Here is a 7,786-nt window from a genome sequence, read left to right as displayed (position 1 = left end):
CCCCCAGCCACAGCAGCGTCGCCGGCAGGGCGCCACCAGTCACGGTGGCCAGCAGCATCAGCCATTCGGAAGGCGTGGACGCCTGAAACAAGGTGGCCGCCGCCACCACCGCCTCGACGAACATCACGGTGCGCAGCACCACGCCGATCTGGCAGGCATCGAAGATCGCAGCGCCGGCGCGCGCAGGTCCGCGGGTCCGTGCCGGGGACGGCGCCTGAGGGGTGGTCGATAAAATCGATGGGCTGCGCATCAAGCAAAGATCGGGTGCAAACCCATTATTGCCTCCCAACCGGTTCTCACCCCATGACCCACAACCAACTCGACAAGAAATCCGAAGCCTGGTCGGCCCTGTTCTCCGAACCGATGAGCGACCTGGTCAAGCGCTACACCGCGAGCGTCTTCTTCGACAAGCGGCTGTGGCAGGCCGACATCCAGGGCTCGCTGGCGCATGCGGGCATGCTGGCGGCGCAGGGCGTGATCAGCGCCGAGGACCATGCGGCCATCGAGCGCGGCATGGCGCAGATCCGCGGCGAGATCGAGTCGGGCGCCTTCGACTGGAAGCTCGAGCTCGAGGACGTGCACCTGAACATCGAGGCGCGCCTCACGCAGCTGGTCGGCGATGCCGGCAAGCGCCTGCACACCGGCCGCAGCCGCAACGACCAGGTGGCCACCGACGTGCGGCTCTGGCTGCGCGGCGAGATCGACCTGATCAGCGCGCTGCTCGGCGACCTGCAGAAGTCGCTGCTGGCCATTGCAGAGACGAACGCCGAGGTGATCCTGCCGGGCTTTACCCACCTGCAGGTCGCGCAGCCGGTGAGCTTCGGCCACCACATGCTGGCCTACGTCGAGATGTTCGCGCGGGACGCCGAGCGCATGGCCGACGTGCGCGGCCGCGTCAACCGCCTGCCGCTGGGCGCCGCGGCGCTGGCAGGCACCAGCTATCCGCTGGACCGGGAACTGGTGGCCCGCACGCTGGGCATGGACGGGGTGTGCGAGAACAGCCTCGACGCGGTGAGCGACCGCGACTTCGCGATCGAGTTCGCCGCGGCCGCCTCGCTGGCGATGGTGCACATCAGCCGGCTCAGCGAGGAACTGGTGCTCTGGACCAGCCAGGCCTTCGGCTTCATCGACATCGCCGACCGCTTCTGCACCGGCAGCTCGATCATGCCGCAGAAGAAGAACCCGGACGTGCCCGAACTCGCGCGCGGCAAGACCGGCCGCGTGGTGGGCCACCTGATGGGCCTGATCACGCTGATGAAGGGCCAGCCGCTGGCCTACAACAAGGACAACCAGGAAGACAAGGAGCCGCTGTTCGACACCGTCGACACGCTCAAGGACACGCTGCGCATCTTCGCCGAGATGGTGGGCGGCATCACGGTCAAGCCAGAGGCCATGGAGAAGGCAGCGCTGCGCGGCTACGCGACCGCCACCGACCTGGCCGACTACCTGGTGAAGAAGGGCCTGCCCTTCCGCGATGCGCACGAGACCGTGGCGCATGCCGTCAAGGCCGCGATCTCGCACAAGGTGGACCTGTCGGAGCTGCCGCTGTCGGTGCTGCAGACCTTCCATCCGAAGATCGAGAAGGACGTGTACGACGTGCTGAGCCTGCGCGGCTCGGTGCATGCGCGCAACATCCTCGGCGGGACCGCGCCGGCACAGGTGCGCAAGCAGATTGCGCGGCACCGGGCACGTCTGCAATAGCCCCTCCCGGGCTTGCCTCAGGCCCCTTCATCGCGGGTTTACCCCTGGTCTGCCGTCAGCTTTGTGGCTATTTGTAAAACTGTAGTGCTAAAGTTTGGCATTGCATTGCAGCAAAGTGCCGGGCACCCTGTGTCGCCGAAGCCCCCAGCAGACCCCAATCCATGGATCAACATTCCTGCGTCGTCGTCATCCTGACCTTCAATTCCGCCTCGATCATCCGCGAGACCGTATCGCAGGCGAAGAAGGCGAGCCCGAATGTCTTCGTGGTCGATTCGCATTCGACGGACAACACCGTCGCCCTCCTCGACGAACTCGGCTGCACCGTGGTGCAGCGGCCCTTCTCCAATTACAGCGACCAGCGCAACTGGGCGATCTCGCAGATCGAGGGGAGCTACGGGTGGCAACTGCACCTGGACGCCGACGAGGTGCTGGACGACCAGGCTGTTGCGGAAATCCGGGCCTTGCTCGCCGGCACGCCGCGCTTCGACGCCTACATGCTGCGCCGGCGCGACTACTTCATGGGCAAGATGCTGCGCTTCTCGGGCGTCAACCCCTGGCACCTGCGGCTTTTCCGCTCGGGGGCCGGGCGCTGCGAGTCGCGGCTCTACGACCAGCACTTCATCAGCACCGCCACGCCCGGCCGCCTCCAGGGCTTCATGCACGACAAGAACTCGGCCCGGCTTACCGACTGGATCGCCAGCCACAACCGCTGGAGCGACGCCGAGGCCAGGGAAAAGCTAGGCCCGCGCCTGGCCGCGGACAATGTGCTGAAGCCCCGGCTGATGGGCGACGCGCGCGAGCGCACGCGCTTCATCAAGGAGATCTACTACAAGCTGCCGACCGGGCTGCGCTCGCTCAGCTACTTCATCTACCGCTACATCTTCCGGCTTGGCTTCCTGGACGGCACCACCGGCTTCTATTTCGCTTTTTTCCAGGCATTGTGGTTCCGCATGCTGGTCGACGCGAAGATGTACGAACAGCGCACGGCCGAGCGTCCAGCGGCTGAACTGAAGGCCAAGGCCCCCCAACCGATTCCCCCTATGGAGTGATTTCACAGCATGCGGCAATACAACGCTTCCAAGAAAGTCCTGGTCACCGGCGGCGCCGGCTTCCTGGGCAGCCACCTGTGTGACCGGCTCATCGAGCAGGGCCACGACGTCCTGTGCGTCGACAACTTCTTCACCGGTACCAAGCGCAACATCGAGCACCTGCTCGACCATCCTCGCTTCGAGCTGATGCGGCACGACGTGACCTTCCCGCTCTATGTGGAGGTGGACGAGATCTTCAACCTGGCCTGCCCGGCTTCGCCCATTCACTACCAGCACGACCCGGTGCAGACCACCAAGACCAGCGTGCACGGCGCGATCAACATGCTGGGGCTGGCCAAGCGGGTGCGCGCGAAGATCCTGCAGGCCTCCACCAGCGAGGTCTACGGCGACCCGGAGATCCATCCGCAAGTCGAGGCCTACTGGGGCCGCGTCAACCCGATCGGCATCCGCAGCTGCTACGACGAGGGCAAGCGCTGCGCCGAGACGCTGTTCTTCGACTACTACCGCCAGCACAAGCTGCGCATCAAGGTCGTGCGCATCTTCAACACGTACGGCCCGCGCATGCACATGAACGACGGGCGCGTGGTGTCCAACTTCATCGTGCAGGCGCTCAAGGGCGAGGACATCACCATCTACGGCGACGGGCAGCAGACGCGCAGCTTCTGCTACGTGGACGACCTGGTGGAGGCGATGCTGCGGATGATGGACACCGGCGACGAGGTGCCGGGGCCGATCAACATCGGCAACCCCGGCGAGTTCTCGATGCTGGAGCTCGCCAACAAGGTGATCGAGCTCACCGGCTCCAAGAGCCAGCTGATGCGCATGCCGCTGCCCGCGGACGACCCCAAGCAGCGCCGGCCCGACATCACGCTCGCCCGGCAGGAGCTCGGCGGCTGGGAGCCGAAGACCCAGCTCGAGGAAGGCTTGAAGAAGACCATCGCCTATTTCGACAAGGCACTCTCCGAAACCACGGCAGGCTGAACACATGAACGTCACCATCATCGGTACCGGCTACGTCGGTCTTGTCACCGGCGCCTGTCTCGCCGACATCGGCAACAACGTGCTGTGCGTGGACGTCGACAAGCGCAAGATCGACACGCTCAATGCGGGCGGCATCCCGATCTACGAACCGGGCCTCGGCGAACTGGTCGACTCGAACACCGCGGCGAAGCGCCTGAGTTTCTCGACCGACATCGAGGCCTCGGTGGCGCACGGCGACATCCAGTTCATCGCGGTGGGGACGCCGCCCGACGAGGACGGCAGCGCCGACCTGCAATACGTGCTGGCAGCGGCGCGCAACATCGGCAAGTACATGAACGGCTTCAAGGTCGTGGTCGACAAATCCACGGTTCCGGTGGGCACGGCCGACAAGGTCGCCGCCGTGATCCAGGAGGAGCTCGACAGGCGCGGCCGGCCGGACCTGCGCTTCTCGGTGGTGAGCAACCCCGAGTTCCTCAAGGAAGGCGCGGCGGTCGAGGACTTCATGCGGCCCGATCGCATCGTCATCGGCTACAGCGACGACGAGAACGGCCGCGAGGCGCTGGCGGCGATGCGCAAGCTCTACGCGCCATTCAACCGCCATCACGAGCGCACCCGCGTGATGGACGTGCGCTCCGCCGAGTTCACCAAGTACGCGGCCAACGCGATGCTGGCCACCCGCATCAGCTTCATGAACGAGCTGGCCAACCTGGCCGACCGCGTGGGCGCCGACATCGAGGCGGTGCGCCAGGGCATCGGCTCGGACCCGCGCATCGGCTATAGCTTTCTCTACGCCGGCACCGGCTACGGCGGCAGCTGCTTCCCGAAGGACATCCAGGCGCTCACGCGCATCGCGCGCGAGAACGGGCAGACGCTGCGGGTGCTGGAGTCGGTCGAGGCAGTCAACGACGAGCAGAAGCGGGTGCTGACGCAGAAGGTGCTCGACCGCTTCGGCCCGGACCTCAGCGGCCACAGCTTCGCGCTGTGGGGCCTGGCCTTCAAGCCCAACACCGACGACATGCGCGAGGCCCCGAGCCGCGTGGTGCTCGACACGCTGCTGCGCGCCGGCGCCCGGGTGGTGGCGCACGACCCGATCGCGGTCGACGAGACCCGGCGCGTGCTGCAGCTGGACTTCGCGGATGCGCCGGCGCTGCTGGAGCGCATCAGCTTCTCTTCGGCCAAGGACCCGCTGGAGGTGCTGGCCGATGCCGACGCGCTGATCATCGTGACCGAATGGAAGGCCTACCGCAGCCCCAACCTGGAGCGGCTCAAGGCGCTGATGAAGTCGCCGGTGATCTTCGACGGCCGCAATCTCTACGAGCCCGGCGTCATGAAGGAAGCCGGCGTCATCTACCAGGGCATCGGGCGCAACAGCCGCTGAAGACGGCCCCGCAGCGCGTTCGCGCTATTGCTATTGCCTCCGGTTCATGTCGCGCGCCATCGCCAGGTGCCGCTCGACCACCGGGAGCACCTTTGCGGCGTAGCTCTTGAGCTCAGCGTCCTTGGACTCGCGCTGCACCTTCTTCAGCAGGTCGACCCTGCGCCGATGGTCGCCCAACGCACGCATGCTCCATGTACTGCTTGTCCATGAAGCCGCCGGTCCGTCGCCATCAGCGCGGTCGACATCGCCTTGTGCAGCCCCTCCCTTCGCGCTGGGTTCCCTCTGCGGAGGACTGTTCCCCGCCGCAGCCCGCGCCAGGGCTCGATCTGCGGTAGAAATCGGGCAGTCCAACTCAACCCGGTCCTACACCAAGACCTGCATGGTCCGAAACAGTGTTGCCCAAAGGAGATTCAGCATGAAAATCATTCTTTGGATCGTCGGAATCATCTTCCTCATCGGCCTGCTCACTGTGCTTGGTGTAGGCAACTTGATCTTCTAATCCTCGATCCCACGCGTGCGTCACGCCAGGGCTTGCTCGCGCAACTGCTGTATGTCCACCCACCGCCACGGGTGGAGTTGATCGAGCTCAAGGCCCGCTACGCACGCCGACGATGCGGCAACTCTGGGACATCAAGGACTACGCAAGGAGTTTCCATGAGATCCAAGGTGATCAACGAAGGACCCGAACGAACCATTGCCCTCGTCTTCGACAAGGGCGATGAGGTGGTTTCGACGCTGCAGCGCTTCGCAACGGAGCATGGCCTCACCGCCAGCCGCTTCAGCGCGATCGGCGCGCTGGAGGGAGCCGTGCTGGGCTACTTCGACTGGGAGCGCAAGGACTACGACCGTATCCCCGTGCTTGAGCAGGTCGAGGTGCTTTCGCTCAACGGCGACATCGCACTCGATGGCGATCAGCCCAAGGTACATGCGCACACCGTGCTGGGGCGCCGTGACGGCAGCACCGTGGGCGGCCACCTGCTGGAGGCGACCGTGCGGCCCACGCTCGAGGTCGTGCTGGTCGAGTCGCCCGGCTACCTGCGCAAGAAATGCGATCGGGAGACGGGACTGGCGCTGATCGACATCGGCTCCTGAGCAGCACTCGCATCCGACTCGCGGGAACCGGTGTGGACATGCGGCAGCCCGTGCGCGAGATTCACCAAATGCAGGCGCAGCGACTTTGGGTGCATATCCCATGACCGCCCGGTTCCCGCAAGCTCATCAATCTGGCCGGTGAATCATTCTGGCTGGCTCCCGGTGCGATGGTGCTCGCGGGTATCCTGCTCGCACTCGGCCTGCTCGACCTTGATCGACCTCGAATATGCAGTGCGCCAGCTGGGCTGACGCCCGCCGGTGCATCGGCAACGAGTCGGACGTGAACGACGTTGCCAGCCGGCATGCCGGGTTTCTGCGCACGATGGCGCATGGCGCAGTGGGCGCCATCGGGGCACGCAGCGACGCTTGATGCACCGCGCGAACCCGGTGCAGGCCGTCAGCTTGCAGTTGGCAACGCTGATTCCGGGGGAAACGTCATCCTGCTGCGCACTCCAGGGCGAAGAGTGGCAATTCGGCTTGCCGGCTCAGCCACACGCCGCCGCCCACCTCCTGGAAGTGGCGCGAAAGGCCGCGGCGGTACACCTCGGCGCTGTGGCGAAAGATGCGGGGGTCGGTCAGGTCTTCATCCACGATGTCGCGCGCGAAGTCCTCGCGCGTCACGGCCTCCACATACAGCGCGCCCTGGCTCAGCAGGCCGAGGTTGCGCAAGGCGCGCTTCACATCCGGCGGGCTGAGATAGGGCAGCACGCCCTGGCAGATGACGAAGTCGAACGGCTTGCCGGCCTGGTAGTCCACCACCGATCCGCGCTCCCATCCGTAGCGCCCGCACAGGTATTCGCTGAACTCCACGCCGTGGTAACTGGCCAGGGGGAATTGCCGCGCCACGATGTCGCGCCAGAGCCCGATGCCGCAACCGACGTCCAGCACTCGCCTTACAGGCACGCGCAGGTAGCGCAGGTAGGCGCAGACAAACGCGCCCAAACGCTCGACATGTTGGGGGTCCACCACCTTGGTCTTCTTGTCGAAGTAATAGCGCCGGTAATAGGCTTCGTCGAACGTGGCGGCACCGGCAGATTGCATATTCACACTCCTCGTTGTGCTGGATCGTATCGGCAACCCACCGACCGCTCGCGGCGCTGCGTTTGCCTGCCCGGCCATCACGCCCTACCCGCTTGAGCGCTCCAGGGCGGCATGGCACGATCATGAAGATGACACCCAGCCCCACCTCGACGCAGCGCCTGCGCGACCTCGCCCGGCTGCGCCGCGTTCGCGACCGCATCGACCGGGATTACGCGCAGCCGCTGAACGTCGAGGCGCTCGCCCGCGACGCGGGCATGTCGGCTGGCCATCTCAGCCGCCAGTTCCGGCTTGCCTATGGCGAGTCGCCGTACAGCTACCTGATGACGCGGCGCATCGAACGCGCGATGGCGCTGCTGCGCCGCGGCGACCTCAGCGTTACCGAGGTCTGCTTCGAGGTCGGCTGCGCATCGCTGGGAACCTTCAGCACCCGCTTTACCGAACTGGTCGGCGTGCCGCCCAGCATCTATCGGCGCGAGGCGGCGGGCGAGACCGCAGGAATCCCGTCGTGCGTGGCGAAGCAGGTGATGCGACCGATCAGGATTCG

Annotated in this window: 9 protein-coding genes and 1 pseudogene; 7 read left to right on the top strand and 3 right to left on the bottom strand. The window is 65.8% G+C overall.

The window, feature by feature from the left end; genetic code table 11:
- A pseudogene (locus APY03_RS44300) lies at window positions 1-250 on the bottom strand (sensor histidine kinase); the annotation flags it as partial.
- A 53-nt stretch (window positions 251-303) separates the two neighbouring features.
- Between APY03_RS44300 and argH the strand changes: the two are divergent.
- The 4 genes from argH (at window position 304) to APY03_RS21890 (ending at window position 5,109) form a co-directional block, all read left to right on the top strand.
- A complete protein-coding gene (gene argH / locus APY03_RS21905; protein WP_068679993.1) occupies window positions 304-1,701 on the top strand; it encodes an argininosuccinate lyase in 1,398 nt (465 codons plus the stop codon).
- Window positions 1,702-1,862: 161 nt separating this feature from the next.
- Entirely contained in the window at window positions 1,863-2,750 is an 888-nt protein-coding gene (locus tag APY03_RS21900) for a glycosyltransferase family 2 protein (RefSeq protein WP_068679991.1), read from the top strand.
- A 9-nt stretch (window positions 2,751-2,759) separates the two neighbouring features.
- The gene (locus APY03_RS21895; RefSeq protein ID WP_068679989.1) at window positions 2,760-3,731 is read left to right on the top strand and encodes a UDP-glucuronic acid decarboxylase family protein; all 972 of its coding nucleotides are present in this window, start codon (window positions 2,760-2,762) and stop codon (window positions 3,729-3,731) included.
- Window positions 3,732-3,735: 4 nt separating this feature from the next.
- On the top strand, window positions 3,736-5,109 hold the full coding sequence (locus APY03_RS21890; RefSeq protein ID WP_068679987.1) for a UDP-glucose dehydrogenase family protein: 1,374 nt from the start codon (window positions 3,736-3,738) through the stop codon (window positions 5,107-5,109).
- A 30-nt stretch (window positions 5,110-5,139) separates the two neighbouring features.
- On the opposite strand, the gene APY03_RS40465 is transcribed toward APY03_RS21890, so the two are convergent.
- Entirely contained in the window at window positions 5,140-5,295 is a 156-nt protein-coding gene (locus APY03_RS40465; protein ID WP_083944503.1) for a DUF4142 domain-containing protein, read from the bottom strand.
- Between APY03_RS40465 and APY03_RS45710 the strand changes: the two genes are divergently transcribed.
- Window positions 5,294-5,608 carry a hypothetical protein gene (locus APY03_RS45710; RefSeq protein ID WP_146039656.1) on the top strand — a complete coding sequence of 105 codons (315 nt, stop codon included), beginning with the start codon at window positions 5,294-5,296 and terminating at the stop codon, window positions 5,606-5,608. The genes APY03_RS40465 and APY03_RS45710 overlap by 2 nt on opposite strands.
- A gap of 155 nt (window positions 5,609-5,763) precedes the next feature.
- Window positions 5,764-6,201 carry a PPC domain-containing DNA-binding protein gene (locus APY03_RS21885; protein WP_068679985.1) on the top strand — a complete coding sequence of 146 codons (438 nt, stop codon included), beginning with the start codon at window positions 5,764-5,766 and terminating at the stop codon, window positions 6,199-6,201.
- A gap of 435 nt (window positions 6,202-6,636) precedes the next feature.
- Here the strand turns inward: APY03_RS21885 and APY03_RS21880 are convergent, their stop codons facing one another.
- A complete protein-coding gene (locus APY03_RS21880; RefSeq protein WP_068679983.1) occupies window positions 6,637-7,242 on the bottom strand; it encodes a class I SAM-dependent methyltransferase in 606 nt (201 codons plus the stop codon).
- Between the two features lie 128 nt (window positions 7,243-7,370).
- Here APY03_RS21880 and APY03_RS21875 point away from each other — a divergent pair.
- Window positions 7,371-7,786: helix-turn-helix transcriptional regulator (locus tag APY03_RS21875; protein WP_068680339.1), on the top strand; the 416-nt coding region annotated here is incomplete at its 3' end.

The organism is Variovorax sp. WDL1 (genome assembly GCF_001541225.1).
In the GTDB taxonomy this organism is placed as follows: domain Bacteria; phylum Pseudomonadota; class Gammaproteobacteria; order Burkholderiales; family Burkholderiaceae_C; genus Variovorax.
The sequence above is the reverse complement of the archived record's forward strand: the minus strand, read 5'-3'. Positions and strand labels throughout refer to the sequence as shown.